Below are 18,608 nucleotides of genomic sequence, written 5' to 3' on the forward strand. Positions count from 1 at the left end.
TCAGTTATCAGTTATCGTAGGGGCGGGTTTTTTGAAAATATTTGTATTAGAACCAAAAATTCTGCGGTTAAACCCGCCCGTACAGAAGTCAGGAGTGATAAGTATTTCACGCACCAATAACAAATGACAAATGACCAATTACCAATTACCAACGACCTCACCTAACAAAACTGCTTGCTTTGCTCCAGTCACTTGAGGTAAGTTGCCTGGTATGCCTTGTTGTCGCCAGTAGGCTAGAACGGCAAATGCGATCGCTTCTTTGAAATCGGCATTCAATCCCGCTTCATCTGTTGTGATAACTGGTACTTCTAAATGAAATTGCAATCGCTGCTTCAAATATAAATTTCGGCTACCACCGCCACATAAAAGAACTCTTGCTGGCATTTGCGGTAAAAATGTCCGGTAACTATGCACGATTGACGCGACAGTGAATTCTGTCAAAGTTGCTAGCAAGTCAGCTGGACTCAATTGGTAACTTTGAGCATCAACTAAACATTGTTGTAAGTATTCCCAGCCAAATAACTCTCGTCCTGTCGATTTTGGTGGTGGGAGGTGAAAGAAATCTTGACTGAGCCATTGTTCTACAAGAGGATGACAAGGAGTACCACTAGCTGCCCAATTGCCATCGCGATCGTAACTTTGTGCGCCATCAGTTAAGTGCTGGACTGCGAGATCTAATAAAGTATTGGCTGGTCCCGTATCCCAGCCTCTCACTTTCTCCTCCCAGTTGACATGACTGCGGGGAGGAAGATAGGCTAAATTTCCAATTCCACCGAGATTTTGGACGCATCGCGCCTCATGAAGGTGACTGAGCAGGTAAGCGTCAACTTTCGGCACTAAAGGCGCTCCATGACCTCCTACAGCAATATCTGCTGCCCGAAAATTACTGACTGTTGGAGTATTTGTGAGTTGCGCGATCGCAGCCCCGCGTCCGAGTTGAAGGCTGTAGCCTAATTGGAGGTCGGGAGTCGGGAGTCGGGAGTCGGGAAAGGGTGTAGGGTGTAGGGTGTGGGGTGTGGGGTTGACTTGTGACTTGTGACTTGTGACTTGTGGCTTGGAAGTAGCTCCCTCAGCTCTTTTCAAGGGTGGTCTGTGGAAAACAGTCTGTCCGTGGGAACCAATTAATTCGGCGGGAGGATGTCCGGCTTGGATGTTTTGAGCAGCTTGAGCAAAACAAAGCGCGATCGCATCATCCAAAGCTGCTAATTGAGGTATGGAGATGGCTTCACCTTTACAAGCTGCTAAAATTTGCGATCGCAAATCGGTAGGATAAGGATAAGTGTTTGCCGCTAACAGTTCTACCTGAATATCTTCAGTTCTGCCTGTAATATTTACCAAAGCGGCATCTATGCCATCAACAGAAGTACCGCTAATTAAACCAACTACTAAGGTCATCAGTTATCAGTTATCAGTTATCAGTTATCAGTTATCAGCGATCGGTTATTAGTGTAGAGACGTTACATGTAACGTCTCTACAAAGTTATCAGTAGAGAGTGGTGCGTGAAAATACCTCTGACCAACTACCAATTACCAATTACCAATCACCAATTACCAGTGCAACTCATCCAAAAGCTATTACCGTATTTATTCACAATTATTTTTATTTTGTTGTTCGCGGGATGTCAGCCGCGCTATGGTGCTGCTGCATATTCAGTTAAGCGTGTGAGTGACGGCGATACTATCAGGGTGGTAAACGCTAAGGGCGATGAGTTTACCGTCCGTTTTGCTTGCGTGGATGCACCGGAAATACCCCATTCTGCAAAAGAAAGATACAGTCAAAGCCGTGTAGATGTCGATCAATTTAAATGGGGACTTCAGGCACAGCAGCGATTACAAAAGTTGATTCAACAAGGAGGCGATCGCGTTAATTTAACAATTACAGATAGCGATCGCTACGGGCGAAAAGTGAGCGAAGTTCGTTTGGGTGACGGTACTCTCGTCCAAGAAGTTTTGGCGCGGGAAGGATTGGTATTAGTCTACACACCTTACTTGAAGAATTGTCCCAGTGCCGCAGTGGTAGAACGAGCGGCAACCCAAGCACAAGAACAGCATCGCGGCGTGTGGAGCGATGCGAAATTTGTCGCTCCTTGGAAGTATCGCAGTGCGAAGAGGTAGATACACACTCTGCCTAACTCAGCTTAGCCGATCGCTGCTTTTGCCGAGCCACGGGGTTAAGCCACTTTTCTAACCAAGAAAATCCTTGAGAAGACAGCAGAGTTAAACACAAATAGACGATCGCTACAGCTGCATAAATCTCAAAAGCGCGATAGTTGGTGGCAACAATCAACTGTCCTTTGCGGAACAACTCTTCAAATCCAATTACTGCTACTAAACTCGTATCTTTAAGTAAAGTAATAAACTCATTTCCTAAAGGTGGTAACATGCGGCGGAAAGCTTGGGGAAAAATGACATAGCGCATAGTTTGGACTGAATCTAAGCCCAAAGATTCAGCAGCTTCCGATTGTCCTAACTCAATTGATTGAATCCCCGCACGAACAATTTCAGCAATGTATGCCGCACTATTTAAACTCAAAGCTAACACTGCCGCAGCTAAACGATCCAGAGAAAAATCAAACCCGATTTGTTGAGCGATCGCGGGTAAGCCAAAATAAATCATAAAGATTTGGACTAACAACGGCGTACCTCGAAAAAAATCGACATATGCCCTCGTCAACCAGCGCAAAGGTACGATATGAGAAAGTCGCGCAATTCCAACTAACGAACCACCAATTAATCCCAAAAGAACAGAAAAGGCTGTTAATTGGAGCGTGACTAAAGCACCAGCTAGTAAAGTAGGAATTGCCTGAAAAATAATCTCGAATGCATTAGTCATAATTGCGAGATACGATTTTTTTTAGTTGGCAAAGGGCGATTTCTCTGGCAATTTAGGCGGTTCAGCATTAAACCACTTTTTATAAATTTGAGCATATGTATTGTCACTCAAAATTGTCTCTAACCCCTGATTAATTGAAGCTAAATTAGGAGAATTTTTAGCCGTAGCAATACCGTAAAACTCTTCCGTCAGCAATTGACCGACAACTTTAATCCCTGAAAGGTTAGCATTTTTAATTGCGTATAAGGTTACAGGTGCATCGTTAATAACTGCATCCACATTACCATTTTTCAATTCTTGTAAAGCTAAAGGTGCAGAATCAAAACTACTGATTTTCGCTCCTGCAACTTTCTTGGCTTCTTCCGCCCCAGTTGTACCAATTTGAACGGCAATTCTTTTATTTTCGAGACTCACAAAATTCGTAATATCTTGGTTGTCGCTACGAACCGCGATCGCCAACCCTGCTTTAAAATAGGGACGAGAGAAATCAACCGTTTGCGATCGCTCTTTAGTAATCGTCATGCTGCTAATAGCTGCGTCGATCGTTTTTCCCTGTAAAGCGGGAATTAAGCCATCAAAGGGTAAACTTTGAAAATTGACTGTAAATCCAGCCGACTTACCAATCGCATTCATCAAATCGATACTAAACCCCTGCAACTCCCCATTCGTCCCTTTAAACTCAAATGGCGCAAATGCGGGTTCGGTTCCCACGGTTAGTGTTTTCGTACCGCCTGTATCTCCCGTCCCACCAGTACCAGAATTATTACTACCACAGCCAATCGCTAGCAGCAAGCAGCACAAGCTGATAACTAAATACCGACGCAACCACCGGATCGCACTTGTAGCCATTATTTCTTTTCCTTGTGCATTTTCTATACTTGCAGTAATGAGTTAAATTTCAGTGAGTTAAACTTCCTTTTATCCCCTTCTGCACGAGAGTATTGTGCCATAGAATACAATCAAGTGGAGTGTAATCAACATACCCTGTAACCAACTCAAACCACTTCCAACGTAGGTATGAATAGTGCTACCCCCGCGATCTCATTTGAAGGTGTAGAGAAAAACTTCGGTTCGCTCAAAGTCCTCAAAGGAATTAGCGGTGAAATTTCTCGCGGTGAAGTTGTCGCCGTTATTGGTTCTTCTGGTTGTGGCAAAAGTACTTTGCTACGCTGCTTCAATCGTCTAGAAGCCATTAATGGCGGACGTTTAGTTGTCAATGATATCGATATATCGCGTCCCAACCTCAACCGCAACGTACTGCGTCAACTACGATCGCAAGTCGGGATGGTATTTCAACAATTTAATTTGTTTCCTCACCTGAATGTATTAGATAACTTAACCCTGGCACAACAAAAGGTGTTAGGAAAATCTAAAAAAGAAAGCGCCCAACTTGCCGCACAATATTTAGAAAAAGTTGGTTTATCTGAAAAAGCTACCGTTTATCCCGAACAGCTTTCTGGCGGACAAAAACAACGAGTCGCGATCGCTCGGAGTTTGTGCATGAACCCCCAGATCATGCTATTCGACGAACCTACCAGCGCTTTAGATCCAGAATTGGTTGGGGAAGTTTTGCGCGTGATGCAACAACTCGCCGCTGATGGAATGACAATGATCGTCGTTACCCATGAAATGCTATTTGCGCGGGAAGTCGCCAACCGCGTTATGTTTTTACATCAAGGACAAATTGAAGAGCAAGGATCGCCTCGGGAAGTTTTAGTCAGTCCGAGAAGCGATCGACTGCGAACGTTTTTGAGCCGTTTGAATCCCGATCTAGATCGCAGATAAAGGTAGATTTTCAACTTAAAATTCAACCTTGTTTCGTGCCAAACACGGATTCAAAAGTTGACTTCACCGACTCTCTTGCATCCTTAATCGTTTGCGATAGCGGATTTTGCGTCTGCAAAAATACCCTAGCACAATTGCGCCCTGGCATCCCCGAAATCGAGCCGCCTGGATGAGTTCCCGCACCTGTAAGAAATAAGCCATCAATCGGAGTTCTATAGTTAGCTATTTCTGGCAAAGGACGGAAGAAAACCATCTGATCGAGAGTCATATCAATATGGTAATAATTACCTTTATATGCACCTAATCTTTCACCTAATTCAGCCGGGCTTTCGACTCGACGGGCAATAATGGAATCTTTTACATTAGGAGAGTATTCTGCTAGTTTATCGATGATGCGATCGGCAACTTTGTGTTTCAACTCATCCGTCCAACCCGTCCCTTTTAACCCCGTACCTTCTGCCCCAGCAATTTGATATGGTGCAAAAAATTCAATCCAAACTGTATGCTTTCCAGCCGGAGCCATTGAAGGATCGAGCGCTGTAGGCATAACGACATACATAGATGGATTCGCATCAGGAATTTGCCCTAACGTACACAAACTGTGTGCTTGTTCTACATGGCTGACAGAATCGGCGATCAAAATTGAGCCAATTAAATATTCATCTTTGTGTTCGTGATGCTCAAAACACAGTGGTTTATCAATTGCTAGATCGACTTTGAGAATTGTTTCATTATTATTGACAATTCGACGTTCTAATCTTTCGCGTAAATGGGGTTCGGCAGCATCCAGTTCGCTCGGATCTACCATGTGTAGAAATATTCGCTGAGCATCAATGTTAGAAATAACAGCTTTTTTGGCTCGATATTCTTTACCATTAGCAACTCTTACACCCACAGCCCGACCGTTATCAATTAAAATCTTCTCTACATGCTGGTCGGTAAGAATTTCACCACCCTTACTTTTGACTAGATTCACTAAAGCTTGCACTAATGCACCCGTACCACCACGCGGTCTAGCCATCCCCGGATCGTGACGCATAGCCATCATAATTGCACCAATCCCAAGGGTTTTCTGCGAAGGAGGCGCACCCAGTTCTGATGAGAGCCTAGCTAGAGGTGCTTTTAAAAATTCAGAATCAAACCATTCGTTTACCATGTCCTCCCCACTACTGAGCATGGTACGCACAAAGTCTAAAGTTTTTGAGGGAGAACCAATCACAGAAAATAAATCTTTTATTTTGGTAATGTCATAGTTACCGAGGATATCTAATAATGACTTGGGTGGAGCGTTAAACATCGGAATCATCGCACCGAGCGCCCGTTGCCAATAATCTGTAAATTCAGCATATTTTTCTGCATCTCGTTGACTATAACGGGCAATTTCCGCACAAGTCTTGTCAACAGATTTATGACCTAAAAAGTACTTGCCATCTGGATGCGGACAGAAAACTACTGGATCGCAATAAAGATATTCCAATCCATACTTTTCTAGTTCTAGTTCTTGAACGACTGGTCCAAGGTGAATAAATTCGTGATCGATCGCGCAAAGGTTAAATTTGAATCCTGGTGCTTCTTGAGGTAAACATTCTTCTGTCGTTGCTGCTCCACCAGGAACAGAGCGCTTTTCCAATAATAAAACACTATATCCGGCTTTTAATAGATAAGCCGCGCACACTAAGCCATTGTGTCCTGCCCCAATGATGACAATATCATAAGCCTGCATATTCTCTACTCCAGCCAGATTATCTCTCTCCGATATTAGGCAGAAGTCAAAGAATATACAATTGTCTGGGGGTAGAAGATAAAGATAAGGGCTATGTTTTACTGCCGCATTGAGTATATTTCTCTCGCACGACCGATGGCTCGGAAATGGCTAAATGTAACAATGCACGTAGCTTTGTAAAACAGAGGTATACCTAATGGATGACAAAAACTATTCCTTCAAAGGTAGTCCAAATGCAGGTATGGTGCTTTCGATCTTAGCAGTCATAGGTGCTGTGTTGATTTTTGCCCTGGGGTTTAGCAACTGACCCGAGTCGAAATTCAATTGTAGGGTGGGCAATGCCCACCGTAGCAAGACTTCAGCATCCTTGAGTCTCGCACGCCCCAATGCTCACCCAACTGGAAGAGCCGTCTTGCCAGTGTTCTTTTTTCCAGATCGGGGCATTATGCTTTAACGTGTCGATCGCATAGCGACAGGCTTCAAATGCTTCAGAACGATGGGGACAACCTACGCCGACTAAAACGCTAATTTCTCCAATTTTTAACTTACCGATGCGATGGTAAATAGCGACTCGATTCACGTCTTGCCATTGTTGGCGAATCTCCGCTGCAATTTGCTTGAAGATCTGCATTGCCATCGGTTCGTACGCTTGATACTCCAACGATACTACTGGTTTACCGTCAGTTTGGTTGCGTACCATCCCACTCATAACGACAATCGCTCCATTGCCTGGGTCATCGGCAAGGGCATAGACTGCATCTAAAGACAAAGGTGCGAAAGTTATCGCAAAGCTATCTTCCGACCTCACTTTGACTGGAGATGAGAGGTAGTTAGTAGTAACTCCCGCGTTGCTCACGTTTTTCTATTCTCTGCGTTCAGAAGGACTGTATTTATTCTAGTAGCAAGTATTCGTAGGGGCGGGTTCTGAGCCAAAATATCCGGCTTGGGACGGTTGTTGGTTGACAGTTGTTGATGAGTGGCTGGTGGAACCAATGACGCTTTGGCTGAAATCTTTTCTAGTCACCAGCCACTAGTCACTCTTTACTGATAACTGCTCGCATTCTTAACTTTTCTCAACAAATTTGTTAGCATTCGCGATTTAGTTCTATATAGATTTTTATCTATTGAGACAATTGATTTTAGAAAGCGATCGCGTATACTAGCTTTTCGATACTCCAATCGTTCCTTGATTTGAGTAATTTTACTCAAAATAATTACGCTCTAGATTTATGTATTTTGTTTGAAAATGATTAAAAATTGTCAAAAAAAAATATAACAAAAGTCAAATAAAAACATTACTATAATAAAAGGTTTTTTTAGCGATCCCCATAGCGATTTCGGTAATTCAAAAGCAATATTCACGTATTTGTCATCTATCTAAATAAATAGAGTGGAGTAACAGCATAAACTAGCGATCGCGATCTATTTGCCTCGATCGCAAAGATTCAGAATAGATAACCTGCTAGCAAAAACGGAATCAAAGCTATTTGTTTTTCCAGAGCGATCGAAGGGGAAAAATAATCAAAGAGCGTAATTGAGCGTAGGAAAGAGTATGAAAGCTGTAGCGCCTATAAATGAAGCTATGAGGCTTGCAGCCCTCAATAAATACCAAATTTTAGACACTCAGCCTGAAGCTGAATTTGATAGTCTTACCCATTTCGCTGCTCGGATTTGCGCTACCCCGATTGCTCTGATTAGTCTGATCGATCGTGATCGGCAATGGTTTAAGTCTAAAGTTGGTTTAACCGTCACTCAGACCCATCGCGATTTAGCTTTTTGCGCTCACGCAATCTTACAACGAGATGTATTCATCGTTCCAGATGCTTTGCGCGACGAACGATTTGCGACTAATCCTCTCGTCACGACAGATCCGCAAATTCGATTTTATGCTGGCGCACCATTGGTAACGCCGGAAGGTTACGCCTTGGGGACTTTGTGCGTCATCGATTACGTACCGCGAGAGTTAAATCCCGAACAAATTGCCATACTCAAAGTTCTCAGCCAGCAGATCGTTACCCAGTTAGAATTACAGCGCAAGTTAGCAGAGTTAACCATAGCTCATACTCAGTTCGATCGTTCAGTTGCAGCTCTGAAACAAGCATCGGCAAAAAATTTGATGCTGGCTCAAGCAATGGCTGCTGTTTCTGAAGGAATTTTCATTACCGATCCGCATCAGCATGGGTGTCCGATTGTCTATGCTAATTCAGTTTTCTGCCGCATGACTGGATACCAACTAACAGAAGTATTAGGCAAAAATTGGCGCTTGCTTTGTGGAACAGCCACCGATCCGCAAGCGATCGCCAAAATCGAGCGGGCGATCGCTCAAAATACAGAAGTGCAAACCACGCTATTAAATTATCGAGCTGACGCACAAACGTTCTGGAGCGAGATAAAAATTATCCCCGTATGCTCAAATACGGGAAGTTTGCTCTATTTCGTTAGCATTTTAACCAATATTAGCGATCGCGTTACAGCAGCTGCCGCACTGGGAGAAAGCGAATCGATTCTGCGGAGTTTCTATGACAGCGCCTCCATGATGATGGGGATCGTAGAACTGCGCGAAAACGATATTTTACATATTTCTGACAACGCTGCTGCTGCCAATTTTTTCGGCTTATCTCCTCAGATGATGCAGCACCGACTTGCGAGCGAGATGGGAGTACCGCAGCATCACATCCAAACTTGGATCGAACGTTACCGAGAAGCAGAACGCAGCCTAACTCCAGTTAAATTTGTGTACTCCCACACAACACCATTAGGGAAAAAATGGCTCTCAGCCACAGTTTCGGCAATTGCTGGCGAGCGAGAGCATCAGGCTCGATTTGCTTATATTGTTGAAGATATTACTGAAAGTAAGCAAGCAGCGCAGAAGATTCGTCAACAGGCTGCTTTATTAGATGTCACTACCGATGCCATTTTGGTCAAAGATTGCAGTAGCGATCGCATCTTATATTGGAATCGCGGTGCAGAGCGGCTGTATGGTTGGACAGCAGTAGAGGCTATAGGCACGAGTGCATTTGAGCTGTTATACAAAAAAGTGTCTTTACACGCCCAAGCTTTGCAATCAGTTCTTAGCACAGGTGAGTGGTATGGCGAGTTAGAAAAAGTCACACAAGCTGGCAAAGAGATCGTCGTCGAAAGCCGTTGGACGTTGATGCGCGACGAACAAGGACAACCCAAATCGATTTTATGCGTCGATACAGATATTACTGAGAAAAAACAACTGACAGCTCAATTTTTACGCGCTCAGCGATTAGAAAGTATCGGTACTCTTGCCAGTGGTATCGCTCACGATTTAAACAATGTTTTGGCTCCAATTTTAATGTCAGCCCAACTGTTGCAGTTGAAAACCTACGACACGCGCAACTTGCAGATTTTACAAACAATCGAGACTAATGCAAAGCGGGGTGCGGCTTTGATCAAGCAAGTGCTATCATTTGCTCGTGGGGTTGAAGGACAACAAACGGTTTTACAACTGCGACATTTATTAGCAGAAATCAAACAAGTTATCAAAGAGACTTTTCCTAAGTCAATAGCAGTTTATACAGATATCGCCCCAGATTTATGGGCGGCGGCTGGCAATGCTACGCAACTGCATCAAGTCTTAATGAATTTGTGCGTCAACGCTCGCGATGCAATGCCGAATGGTGGAGTTTTAAAAATTGCGGCTGAGAACTTGTTAGTAGATGAACATTATGCAGGGATGCATTTAGAAGCAAAGGCTGGTGCATATGTTGTCATCACCATTGCAGATACAGGAATGGGAATGTCAAAAGCAGTGCAAGAGAGAATTTTTGAGCCGTTTTTCACAACCAAAGACATTGGGAAAGGCACTGGGTTAGGACTTTCTACCGCAATTGGAATTGTTAAAGGACACGGGGGGTTTATTCAAGTCACGAGTGAGGAGAAAAAAGGAACTCAATTTCAGGTGTATCTACCTGCAAAAGAGGCTGAAGAACAGCCACAATCGCCCGAACGAGAAATTCCATTTGGTCATGGAGAATTGATTTTAGTTGCAGATGACGAAGTAGCAATTCGTGAGATTATTAAAACTTCTTTAGAAGCACATAATTATCGAGTACTGACTGCGGTTGACGGGATTGATGCGATCGCGATTTACGTGCAACATCGCTCGGAAATTAGCGTGGTGATGGTCGATATGATGATGCCTGCAATGGATGGTGTCACGACGATTCGCACATTACAAAAACTGAATTCTGAAGTCAAAATTATAGCTACAAGTGGGTTGGCAGCAAACGATCGATTATTGACATCTGTAGGCGATCGGGTTAAGGCATTTTTGGTCAAACCCTACACTGCTCAAGAGTTACTAAGAACTATTCGCCAGTTGTTGGATACAGAATAGCTTTAGTTATTTTAAAATTAACTAGATTTAAAATTAACTAGATTTGACAAGATTGAAAAAAATCTCGTCAGTTGAGGAGCGTATTTCTGTTGAACAGTCAAAAAACTCGTTCCAAACAGCCAGTTTTATTACTAAAGTCAGTCTTACTAAGTGTACTATACATAGCGATCGCAATCATCGTACACGGTAGTGCGAGTGTAACTTTTGGACATCAAGTCGCGATTTTTTTTGGTGATAGTATTACGCATGGTGACGGTGCATCAAACAGCAGTCATCGCTGGTCTACCTTGGTCACAAATGCTTTGAATCTGCAAGAAGATAACCAAGCAATTTCCGCTACAGTTTTACAAAATACTGTTCCAGTTTTAGCAAATAACGGTCGCGATCGCTATCAGCAAGATATCATTCAGCGCTCTCCTAATTATGTTTATATTCTCTACGGCTTAAACGATCTGCGCTACAACGGAGCTAATTTTTCGACAATGAACTTTCAAAATGATTTAGATGAAGTAGTAGCGGGACTAATTTCAGGTGGAATCCCTCCCAGTCACATTGTTATTGGTTCTCCCCCTTACATAAATCCTACTGGTTATTCTCTCTACCCGCCCTATAATGCAGGTTCTACTACAAAACATCGGCAATATCGGGATGCAACCAAAGCGATCGCGCGGCGATATCATACGAAATGGGCAGACGTTTACCAGTACATGCTCGATCGTGGTGCTAATTCTTTAGTTAGCAACGATTTCATTCATCCTAATGATTTAGGGCATCAAGCCATTAAAAATGCAATATTGAATGCAAATTAAACTCGTGATGAGCTGAAGGTGACGGCACGACCAGTTACTATTATCGAGATGATTCGCGAATTACTGTCGATTCCACTAGAATTTCTCCTTCTAGGACACCGATTAGAAAGTGGAAAAATTAGCCAATAAAAATTAGTAAATAAAAAAGTGGGCATTGCCCACCCTATTAACGACTTAAATTAACTGAATTAACTACTCGGCTGCTTGAGGCAATAACTCTTTGCGCTCTTGCGATAACACTTTTACATTACCAGTGTCATCGACATCCACCACAGCTTCATCGCCTTCTTTGATGCGACCGGACAGAATTTCTTCTGCCAAGCTATCTTCTAACAGGCGCATAATGGCACGGCGTAATGGTCTCGCACCGTAGCTGGGGTTGTAGCCTTCTTCTACCAAGCGATCCTTGAATCGTTCGGTAACAGTTAGGGTAATGCCCTTCTCATCCAAGCGTCCGAAGACTTCCTTGAGCATGATATCGGCAATTTCTTTCACCTCTGCCTTGCTCAACTGACGGAAGACAATAATTTCATCCAAGCGGTTGAGGAACTCTGGACGGAAGTATTGTTTCAACTCTTCATTCACCAAGGAACGGATGCGGTTGTATTGAGTTTCGGCTGCATCTTCCGAAGAGAATTCAAAGCCAATTCCACCGCCACCTTTTTCAATTACCTTGGAACCAATGTTAGAGGTAAGAATAATTAAGGTGTTCTTGAAGTCTACAGTACGCCCCTTGGCATCCGTTAACCGCCCGTCTTCTAAAATTTGCAATAGCATGTTGAAGACATCGGGGTGTGCTTTTTCAATTTCATCGAATAGCACGACGGTATAAGGACGACGACGCACGGCTTCTGTTAACTGTCCGCCTTCGTTATAACCGACATAGCCAGGAGGCGAACCAATTAATTTAGAAACGGTGTGCCGTTCCATGTACTCCGACATATCCAAGCGGATCATCGCATCTTCGGAACCGAAGAAGTAAGCCGCCAAAGATTTTGTTAACTCGGTTTTACCAACCCCAGTAGGACCAGAGAACACAAAGCTAGCGATCGGACGGTTGGGATTCTTCAAGCCGACACGGGCGCGGCGAATTGCCTTGGAAACCGCTTTAACAGCCTCTTCTTGACCGATCAAGCGCTGGTGCAGGGTATCTTCCATGTGCAGCAGCTTTTCGGACTCGGATTCGGTCAGCTTGTTGACTGGTACGCCAGTCCAAGAAGCGACAATTTGAGCGATATCTTCTTCGGTGACTACGGGAGAGTCTTCACCCTCGCTCTTAGTGCTACCAGTTTTCGATTGAGCGATCGCCCGAATTTCGGCTCTCAGTTCCATTTCGCGATCGCGCAGTTCTCCCGCCCGGTCGAAATCTTGGGTGCGAACGGCATCGTCTTTTTCTTTCAATACCTGACGCAGTTCTTTATCTAATTCCTTCGCCGCTGGCGGTAACTGGGAATTAATTAACCGTACCCGCGAACCTGCTTCGTCAACTAAGTCAATGGCTTTGTCTGGCAGGTAGCGATCGCTAATATAACGGTCGGACAGTTTGGCTGCTGCTTCTAGCGCCGCATCGGAGATTTTCAGCTTGTGGTGCTGCTCGTAGCGATCGCGCAGTCCGAAGAGAATTTCAATAGTTTCATCAACGGAAGGTTCGCCCACCATCACGGGTTGGAAGCGTCGTTCTAGGGCTGCATCCCGCTCGATGTGCTTGCGATACTCATCCAGGGTTGTTGCACCGATACACTGCAATTCACCCCGTGCCAAGGCTGGCTTCAGGATATTTGCTGCATCGATCGCCCCTTCTGCTGCACCCGCACCGATTAGGGTATGCACCTCATCAATTACCAAAATCACGTTCCCAGCAGAACGGATTTCGTCCATAATCTTCTTCAAACGCTCTTCAAATTCACCTCGATATTTCGTACCTGCTACGAGCAAGCCAATGTCAAGGGTGACGACGCGCTTTTCTTCCAAAATGTCGGGTACGTCTTTGTTGGCGATCCGAGAGGCTAAACCTTCAGCGATCGCGGTCTTACCTACCCCTGGTTCCCCGATCAGCACGGGATTATTTTTCGTGCGCCGACCCAGAATCTGAATCACGCGCTCGATTTCTTTTTCACGACCGACTACAGGATCGAGTTTGCCTTCTCCTGCCATTTGGGTCAAATTGGAACCGAACTCGTCCAATGTGGGGGTCTTGGTGCGTCCAGACTGGGAGCCTGCCGAAACTTCAGCCGTTTCTCCCAACATGCGAATTACCTGAGTGCGTACCTTCGATAGGTCAACTCCCAAGTTTTCCAACACTCTAGCCGCTACGCCTTCTCCTTCACGGATCAGACCCAACAGGAGATGCTCAGTGCCAATGTAGTTATGCCCTAATTGGCGAGCTTCTTCTAAAGATAGCTCCAGAACCCGCTTCGCTCTTGGGGTGAAGGGAATTTCTACAGCTACAAATCCCGAGCCGCGTCCGATAATTTTCTCTACTTCGATCCGGGCATCTTTGAGATTGACACCCATCGTTTTGAGGACTTTAGCTGCTACGCCCGTGCCTTCTCCAATCAGACCCAGGAGGATCTGCTCTGTGCCTACGAAGTTGTGACCCAGGCGGCGAGCTTCTTCCTGGGCCAGCATGATCACCTTAATTGCTTTTTCTGTGAAGCGTTCAAACATGGCTGTATTCCATCACCTGAGTCGTGCCGGTACGCTGATTTTAGCACATGCTAATTATCTGGCTGTCTATTGATATTACCGACAACCAGCTCAGGATTCACCTACTGCGAGCGCAATCTTTATCTTTTGTTAATAGTTTTTTAATCCACGCCTACTTTGCAATTCATATCTCAGAGCGTCACTACGCCACCTAACCTGGCAAAAACCGCCTTATGCAGTCAAAATTTTTGCCTCAACTCAGAAGCTCCGCTTATCTGCTGTAATTGCTGCCCTTGACTCAGCCTGAAAAAGCGATTGCTTGTCGCTCTTAATTCGGGATAAATCCATCAGTATTTCAGCCGCGTAATTGCTTCCAACCAGAAATTATGTGGATAAAATCAGTCACTTGTCAAGCTTTTTAGCTCAAATTTCTTGACTCTGGACGGGTAATCTCTAGTTTTTGAACGTTTAAGCTGAAACCAGATTGTTGGAGGCGATCGCTTGCCAGATCGTGCCAGCCTGTCAACTGGGCTTGAAATTCCGATCGCTGCAACCCACCCCGCCACAGAATCAGGGCATCTTCATTCGTATCTTTGTAGTAACGCCGCCTGCGTCCAGCTAGTTGAAAACCAAATTTGCTGTAAAGAGAGATAGCTGGTTGATTAGATTCCCTCACTTCCAGAGTCGCTCGTGACAAAGTGCGATCGCGTGCAGCCTGCATCAATCCCCACAGCAATGCTTGTCCTAAGCCTCGTCCCTGGTAATCGGGATGAACCGCCAGCAAGGTAATGTGAGCTTCATCTAAAATTGCCCAGAGACAGGCCATTGCGAGCAAGTCGGAAGTCGGAAGTCGGAAGTCGGAAGTATTTTCTCGATCCTGGTTTTTTTGCAGAAATAATCCCAGTAACTCGCTATTGGGGCTATCTATTTCCCGTTGATAGGCTTCGAGAGTCCACAGTTTACCGAAACAAAGATTGTCGAGTTCCAGTACGGCAGGTAGGACAGATGGCAATATTGGTTGAATTGATAGGCTAGCACTCATTCGCGATGAGGAGTAGCGGTCATTTGTCATCGATCGTTTGTATTTTCACGACTCACTGATAACTGATAACTTTGTACAGACGTTATATGTAACGTCTCTACACCGATAACTGACAGGCTGCAATTGTAAACTTAAAGTTTAGACCCACTCACATCCTGCAAGAGGATAGCTTACACGATTATGTTATCGACTCAGCCCGCTGGAATCGAAAATTCCGGTCGTCAATATATTCCTAACGCAAACAAAGGCAACAATGGAGACGCTGCTAAGCGATCGCCCAACCAAGAACTTTTACCACTGACAGCAGGAATCAACAGCCACGACCATCTAGAAATTGGTGGTTGTGACGTGACAAAGCTCGTACAGCAGTTTGGTTCGCCGCTATATATTCTAGACGAAGAATCCCTCCGCAGCGCTTGCCGTCAGTATCGCGAGGCGTTTCAAAACTATTACCCTGGAGAATTTCAGGTACTTTATGCCTCAAAAGCTTGGAGTTGCTTGGGAGTATGCGCGATCGCCCACTCTGAAGGCTTGGGAATTGATGTTGTTTCTGGAGGAGAACTTTATACTGCACTACAAGCAGGTGTCAAGCCAGAAGTTATCTACTTTCACGGTAACAACAAATCTGTAGAAGAATTGTCGCTGGCGATCGAGTCTGGCTGCACGATTGTAGTAGACAACTGGTACGAGCTGAAGTCCTTAGTAAATATTGTAGAGAAGTTGCGTGCAACTTCTCTACAACAAACTCGGATAATGTTGCGATTAACACCAGGAATCGACTGCCATACCCACGACTACATCAGAACGGGACATTTGGATAGTAAATTTGGTTTCGATCCCGACCAAATTGAAGCAGTTTTTGCCTTTATCGGACAACAAACCAATTTAACTTGTGTCGGATTGCACGCCCACATCGGTTCACAAATTTTCGAGCGCCAACCCCATCAAGATTTGGCTGAAGTGATGGTGCAGTGGATGGAAAAAGCGAAAAGCTACGGGCTGCCAGTTACGGAGTTAAATTTAGGAGGTGGATTGGGAATTCGATATACAGAATCTGACGATCCACCCAGTATTGACGAATGGGTACAAGCACTTTGCCAAGCAGTGAAAGCAGCCTGCGAGTCCCAAAACTTACCTTTACCAAAATTATTGTGCGAACCCGGGCGATCGCTAATCGGTACTGCTTGCGTTACTGCCTATACGATTGGCTCTAGCAAAACCGTACCGGAAATTCGGACATATGTGGCGATCGATGGCGGGATGTCCGACAATCCTCGACCGATTACCTATCAATCGCTCTATCGTGCTGTAGTTGCCAATCGAATGTCCGCACCAGTCAGCGAAACCGTCACAGTAGCTGGAAAACACTGCGAGTCAGGCGATATCCTAATTAAAGAGGCATCTTTACCACAAACCGAACCAGGGGATATTTTGGTAGTAATGGGAACTGGTGCTTATAACTACAGCATGGCTTCCAATTACAACCGCTTGCCCCGACCAGCAGCAGTGGTAGTAGCGAACCAAGAAGCAAAGCTGCTTCTGCGGCGTGAAACCTATCAAGACTTAATTCGGCAAGATTGCCTGCCCAATTCACTATTAAGCTAAGAACACAAGGTTGGCAGTTAACAGTTGACCGTTAACAGTCAGCCACTAACCGTTAACCGCCAACCGTCAACAAACTTAATTCTTCAGATTTCATATTTCGCTCATGAGAGATTGGTGGAAGCAATGGCTGACAACAGACTTTGGCTGGACTCAGTCGTTGTTATTTTACGCTATCGATCTGGGCTTGGTTTTGGCGCTGATCTACATGGTGCTGGTCATCATTGGAGAGCGCCGCACCTTGTGGATGGTCAGGGGTTTTATTCTCCTCATGCTTGCCTCTGCCATCAGTGCCAGACTGGGTTTGCCGCTATTGAGTTTTGTATTGGAGAAATTGGTGGTTGGTTCTGCTGTAGCAATGGCAGTCACTTTCCAATCTGAGTTTCGCCGCTTTTTAGAACAATTGGGTAGGGGAGAATTTCAACAGTTATTGCAGCCAGGAAGACGTATCGTACCCAAACCTGATAGCGTCATTGATGAAATCGTAGATGCGGTCAGAGAACTGTCTCAAAATCGCATCGGTGCTTTGCTCATTTTGGAAACAGACAGTCCCATTGACGAGCGAGATCTCAAAGTTCCAGGCGTAAAGTTAAATGCGGAAGTCTCAAAAGAAATTTTACTGACAATTTTTCATCCAAAAACAGCATTGCATGACGGCGCTTGTTTGATTCGAGGTTCGCGGGTAGTCGCAGCAGCGGTGATTTTGCCCCTCTACGAACGTCCAGCTCCTCGTCAATTGGGGACGCGCCATCGAGCCGCTTTAGGTATCACGGAGAAGGTAGAAAACTGCGTATGCGTGGTCGTTTCGGAAGAAACAGGGTCAATTTCGCTTGCAGAACGGGGGATATTAAATAAACCGCTGACCAGCAGTAAACTGAAAGAATTGTTGGAAGCTCGATTCTCGCCAGCTGTGGAACGGGAAGCTGTAGCCCCAAGCATACGCGGTCTGGTAAATCAAATTGGCAACCGAGTTAGGATTCTCATGACTCGTTTTTTTGCGCTTTTTGGTCTAAACTTACCAGCGTCTCCCCGAAATAAAAAATGACTGTAAAGCCGATTGTGTTGCAATTGCCTCTCGATCTAGAAAAAGAAAAACTGCCCAGACACGTTGCAGTAATTATGGACGGTAATGGTAGGTGGGCAAAAAAGCAGGGTTTACCCCGTATCATGGGACACAAACGGGGAGTGGATGTTCTCAAAGATTTATTACGCTGTTGTCGAGATTGGGGTATACAAGCATTAACGGCGTATGCCTTTTCGACTGAAAATTGGGGCAGACCGTTAGAAGAAGTTGAATTTTTGATGACTTTGTTCGAGCGCGTTCTGCGGAAAGAATTGCAGGAAATGCTAGAGGAAAACGTCCAAATTCGGTTTGTAGGAGATTTGGAGGCTTTACCGCGAAGTCTTCAATCGGAAATCGAGCGATCGATGGCTGAAACGAGGTCGAATCGAGGTATCCGCTTCACTATTGCCACGAATTACGGTGGTAGACAGGAGATTTTACACGCTTGTCGAGCGATCGCCCAGCAAGTACAGCAAGGTTTGCTCCAACCAGAAGAAATTGACAAAGAAATCTTCGAGCGCCACCTTTACACGGCTGGAATTAGCGATCCTGACTTATTGATCCGCACCAGTGGAGAAATGCGCATCAGTAATTTTCTCCTTTGGCAAATGGCTTATGCCGAAATTTATATTACCGAGTCTCTGTGGCCAGACTTCAACCGCACGGAGTTTCATCGGGCTTTGGCTGCTTACCAACAGCGGGAACGACGGTTTGGGAAAGTGTGATTGTAAGGGAGTAG

At 44.9% G+C, this 18,608-nt stretch carries 13 protein-coding genes and 1 pseudogene; 7 read left to right on the forward strand and 7 right to left on the reverse strand.

Going from position 1 to position 18,608, the window contains the following annotated elements:
- Positions 1-138: 138 nt before the first annotated feature.
- On the reverse strand, positions 139-1,395 hold the full coding sequence (locus N4J56_RS27960; RefSeq protein WP_317109401.1) for an anhydro-N-acetylmuramic acid kinase: 1,257 nt from the start codon (positions 1,393-1,395) through the stop codon (positions 139-141).
- Positions 1,396-1,554: 159 nt separating this feature from the next.
- Here N4J56_RS27960 and N4J56_RS27965 point away from each other — a divergent pair, with 159 nt between their 5' ends.
- A complete protein-coding gene (locus N4J56_RS27965) occupies positions 1,555-2,115 on the forward strand; it encodes a thermonuclease family protein (RefSeq protein WP_410500617.1) in 561 nt (186 codons plus the stop codon).
- A 13-nt stretch (positions 2,116-2,128) separates the two neighbouring features.
- On the opposite strand, the pseudogene N4J56_RS41315 reads toward N4J56_RS27965, so the two are convergent.
- Positions 2,129-3,682: pseudogene (locus N4J56_RS41315) on the reverse strand (ABC transporter permease subunit).
- A 168-nt stretch (positions 3,683-3,850) separates the two neighbouring features.
- Here N4J56_RS41315 and N4J56_RS27980 point away from each other — a divergent pair.
- Complete coding sequence (locus N4J56_RS27980) at positions 3,851-4,618, forward strand: amino acid ABC transporter ATP-binding protein (protein ID WP_317109405.1); 768 nt, start codon at positions 3,851-3,853, stop codon at positions 4,616-4,618.
- Positions 4,619-4,640: 22 nt separating this feature from the next.
- Here the strand turns inward: N4J56_RS27980 and crtO are convergent, their stop codons facing one another.
- From crtO to N4J56_RS27995, 3 genes are all read right to left on the reverse strand, one after another.
- Entirely contained in the window at positions 4,641-6,341 is a 1,701-nt protein-coding gene (gene crtO, locus N4J56_RS27985) for a beta-carotene ketolase CrtO (protein ID WP_317109406.1), read from the reverse strand.
- A 358-nt stretch (positions 6,342-6,699) separates the two neighbouring features.
- Complete coding sequence (locus N4J56_RS27990; RefSeq protein WP_039713560.1) at positions 6,700-7,197, reverse strand: molybdenum cofactor biosynthesis protein MoaE; 498 nt, start codon at positions 7,195-7,197, stop codon at positions 6,700-6,702.
- Between the two features lie 39 nt (positions 7,198-7,236).
- A complete protein-coding gene (locus N4J56_RS27995; protein ID WP_317109407.1) occupies positions 7,237-7,365 on the reverse strand; it encodes a hypothetical protein in 129 nt (42 codons plus the stop codon).
- A 528-nt stretch (positions 7,366-7,893) separates the two neighbouring features.
- Here N4J56_RS27995 and N4J56_RS28000 point away from each other — a divergent pair.
- On the forward strand, positions 7,894-10,707 hold the full coding sequence (locus N4J56_RS28000) for a PAS domain S-box protein (protein WP_317109408.1): 2,814 nt from the start codon (positions 7,894-7,896) through the stop codon (positions 10,705-10,707).
- Between the two features lie 89 nt (positions 10,708-10,796).
- Complete coding sequence (locus tag N4J56_RS28005) at positions 10,797-11,516, forward strand: SGNH/GDSL hydrolase family protein (protein ID WP_317109409.1); 720 nt, start codon at positions 10,797-10,799, stop codon at positions 11,514-11,516.
- A 192-nt stretch (positions 11,517-11,708) separates the two neighbouring features.
- Here the strand turns inward: N4J56_RS28005 and N4J56_RS28010 are convergent, their stop codons facing one another.
- Positions 11,709-14,183 (reverse strand): ATP-dependent Clp protease ATP-binding subunit, encoded by a 2,475-nt coding sequence (locus N4J56_RS28010; protein ID WP_410500378.1) that lies wholly within the window; start codon positions 14,181-14,183, stop codon positions 11,709-11,711.
- 397 nt (positions 14,184-14,580) lie between these two features.
- Positions 14,581-15,234 (reverse strand): ribosomal protein S18-alanine N-acetyltransferase, encoded by a 654-nt coding sequence (rimI, locus tag N4J56_RS28015; protein ID WP_317109411.1) that lies wholly within the window; start codon positions 15,232-15,234, stop codon positions 14,581-14,583.
- 150 nt (positions 15,235-15,384) lie between these two features.
- Here rimI and lysA point away from each other — a divergent pair, with 150 nt between their 5' ends.
- From lysA to uppS, 3 genes are all read left to right on the forward strand, one after another.
- The gene (lysA, locus tag N4J56_RS28020; protein ID WP_317109412.1) at positions 15,385-16,809 is read left to right on the forward strand and encodes a diaminopimelate decarboxylase; all 1,425 of its coding nucleotides are present in this window, start codon (positions 15,385-15,387) and stop codon (positions 16,807-16,809) included.
- Positions 16,810-16,912: 103 nt separating this feature from the next.
- Positions 16,913-17,851 (forward strand): diadenylate cyclase CdaA, encoded by a 939-nt coding sequence (gene cdaA, locus N4J56_RS28025; protein WP_317109413.1) that lies wholly within the window; start codon positions 16,913-16,915, stop codon positions 17,849-17,851.
- Entirely contained in the window at positions 17,848-18,594 is a 747-nt protein-coding gene (uppS, locus tag N4J56_RS28030; RefSeq protein ID WP_317109414.1) for a polyprenyl diphosphate synthase, read from the forward strand. The genes cdaA and uppS overlap by 4 nt, the downstream gene beginning before the upstream one ends.
- Positions 18,595-18,608: the final 14 nt, after the last annotated feature.

The organism is Chroococcidiopsis sp. SAG 2025 (genome assembly GCF_032860985.1).
Lineage (GTDB): Bacteria > Cyanobacteriota > Cyanobacteriia > Cyanobacteriales > Chroococcidiopsidaceae > Chroococcidiopsis.

What these genes read in the sequence shown, in the direction of transcription:
- N4J56_RS27960 (WP_317109401.1), bottom strand. Translation starts at nt 1,395, where the DNA reads ATGACCTTAGTAGTTGGTTTAATTAGCGGTACTTCTGTTGATGGCATA.
- N4J56_RS27980 (WP_317109405.1), top strand. Translation starts at nt 3,851, where the DNA reads ATGAATAGTGCTACCCCCGCGATCTCATTTGAAGGTGTAGAGAAAAAC.
- crtO (WP_317109406.1), bottom strand. Translation starts at nt 6,341, where the DNA reads ATGCAGGCTTATGATATTGTCATCATTGGGGCAGGACACAATGGCTTA.
- N4J56_RS28000 (WP_317109408.1), top strand. Translation starts at nt 7,894, where the DNA reads ATGAAAGCTGTAGCGCCTATAAATGAAGCTATGAGGCTTGCAGCCCTC.
- N4J56_RS28010 (WP_410500378.1), bottom strand. Translation starts at nt 14,183, where the DNA reads ATGTTTGAACGCTTCACAGAAAAAGCAATTAAGGTGATCATGCTGGCC.
- rimI (WP_317109411.1), bottom strand. Translation starts at nt 15,234, where the DNA reads ATGACAAATGACCGCTACTCCTCATCGCGAATGAGTGCTAGCCTATCA.
- lysA (WP_317109412.1), top strand. Translation starts at nt 15,385, where the DNA reads ATGTTATCGACTCAGCCCGCTGGAATCGAAAATTCCGGTCGTCAATAT.
- cdaA (WP_317109413.1), top strand. Translation starts at nt 16,913, where the DNA reads ATGAGAGATTGGTGGAAGCAATGGCTGACAACAGACTTTGGCTGGACT.
- uppS (WP_317109414.1), top strand. Translation starts at nt 17,848, where the DNA reads ATGACTGTAAAGCCGATTGTGTTGCAATTGCCTCTCGATCTAGAAAAA.